Annotated in this window: 2 protein-coding genes; both read left to right on the top strand. The window is 42.0% G+C overall.

Annotation, left to right across the window (positions count from 1 at the left end; all coding sequences use genetic code 11):
- Positions 1-128 precede the first annotated feature (128 nt).
- On the top strand, positions 129-1,568 hold the full coding sequence (locus EOW68_RS18205; protein WP_128226571.1) for a hypothetical protein: 1,440 nt from the start codon (positions 129-131) through the stop codon (positions 1,566-1,568).
- A gap of 1 nt (position 1,569) precedes the next feature.
- Positions 1,570-1,989, top strand: coding sequence for a hypothetical protein (locus tag EOW68_RS18200; protein ID WP_128226570.1), 420 nt, complete (start codon positions 1,570-1,572; stop codon positions 1,987-1,989).
- Positions 1,990-2,283 lie beyond the last annotated feature (294 nt).

Genomic DNA, 2,283 nt, shown 5'->3' with positions numbered 1-2,283 from the left:
CCGGGATGGTCTCCGAGCTGAGACCATCCCTGGAGATGTTCAACTAGCCCTTGCTGAAGGTGCATATCTCCCCGATTGGTCGCCTGCTACGAGACAGTGGCGAAATTCATTGGGGCTAAACACGTACGTTGAATGAATTAATTGAGGACACAAAGGAGACACTTGCAAATCTTGAAAACAATGAGCAGGACGCAGTTAGAGAAGCATTTGATCGATCCTTGGACGATGCTTTTGAATTGCTCACAGACAGCTCTGAATCATTCGGTTTAGGAAAATTCGAAGAGGAAATTAAAGAGTTCGCTGATGACTTTCGTAGCGTCCTTCACCATCCTGAGGCTGAAAATACGGTAGAAGATCTTGAAGACTGGTTGGTCGCTGCTGGCGCAGGGCCTTTTGAAGAAGGTTTCAGAGAAGAGTTAATCGAAATTGTTGAGTCTGACACCGAAACAGTAGACTCTGCCATTGAAACAATAAAATCTGCGCTATCGAGTATCAATGATGATGGAATGGGGCTCACAAGTATGGTAGCTCGGTTTATCAAGCAACATTTAGCAAATGTGAATAGTGTTGTCGAGATCGAATCCATAGCCGGAGATCTAAATCATATTTCTAATAAATGGCCGTACCCTTGGGATGCTGACCTCCCTGAGCCGTTAGGGCCAACTGTTCAAACACAAATTAACAATTTGCTATTTACTCAAATTGAATTAAGTGTTACTGAGGCGGATACCCTTGACCAGTTTACGACACTGGCTAAGGAGCGTATTCTTGAAATAAATGAGTTACTTTTAGAAGCCAAAGAAATTGTATCGGACCTAGACGAATTATATCAAAGTTTGACAGACGTGTCTGAACACCCAACGAATGAAGTTGTTCAGATTCTACTCGATGAGAAGTTGGAAGTAGCCACGAGTGTTGGAGAAGCTATCGAGGCTAGTCGTGAAGTTCTTTCCGTTCTTGATATTATGAATGATGTTGCCACTGAATCAATTGACCGATTTGAGCAACCTAGTAACTTGCAAGAATCTGTTGGTTTTCTTAACTCTCCCTTATCAAGAATTGGAGGAACATATCGTAGTCTAATAAGTACACGAAAAGAAGTTTTGAGTGGGGATGTAGAGGACTATGACACCGTGCAACAAAATTTTTCTTACCGAATTGAAGAAGCAGAGGACAATCTTGAGAGACTTAGGAATACTATTAAGCGTGAGATCAAGACAGGAAAAGATCTATCTAATGTATTTGAATTAGACGAACAAGAACAGGCACTTAATAAAGTAGAACTAAATGTTTCTCGGGCTGATAGTGTTAAGCAGCTTGTAGAATATGCGCAGGAATGTGAAAAAATCCGTAGTGAGATAACTAGTATTATAACTGATGAACATCTTGATACAGATCAGGCAAGTGTATTTGAGTTTATAGTAAATCAAAATGAAAGTAGAAATGCAAATGAAGATATGATAGATTTAATTTCTAATGACTTAGAGATGAACAAGAAAAATGTTCTTGAGGTTATTATTGAACTCAAGGATGAAGAGTTAGTTACTATTTCGATTGAGGGTTCTTAATATGACTAATACGTACGAGCACAATGAGATTGTGGCAGACACATACGAGAGTTTGAAAGAAAAGTATGATGGCGGGGAGTTAGTGGTAAAGAAAGACGGGTCTGAGGAAAAATTAGGTGATTTGTCGGTAGATAGGAGACATTTTGATGGGCAGTCAGGAGCTCCGGATCTCCTTGTGGACATCCGTAACTTCTCTATGTTGGGTGCTGATTGGTCCGGGAAATTCCCTCTGTCGTTAATTGAAGTGGAAACGAGTGTCTCGGCTGCAATCCCGGATTTAGAGAATTATGCCGATCGAGATGGTCGTTCCAGTCCAGTGCTCATCATTACTGACTCGGAACGGACAACTCGCCTGAAGAATATCAAAGGGAATCACCAATTCCGGGTCCGTGGACTCCCGTTTAATCGGCTTGAAGACTAGCCCGTAAACTGGTTTCTGTCAAACTTTTCACGCTGCATTGTGTCGAATCAATTTAATGGATATTTTACGATATCGACAATCGCCGATGGCATAACGTGGCCGTCGATGACGAATTCTGCAGGGTATAGGGATTAGCATCTATTTTTATACTTTTAGACACACAAAGTAGCGGTGGTGCAGAACGGTTCTCATAGCATGATGTTGGGGCTGGCGACATCGTTTCCTTGATGATGATTAGCGAGCGCAACGGCCAACCGAAGACACAGAGCGAGAAAGACGTGTGCTTTGACCCTC

This window comes from Halovenus amylolytica, from assembly GCA_004015825.1.
Classification (GTDB): Archaea; Halobacteriota; Halobacteria; order Halobacteriales; family Haloarculaceae; genus Halovenus; species Halovenus amylolytica.
This window is presented reverse-complemented; position numbering and strand designations above follow the sequence as displayed.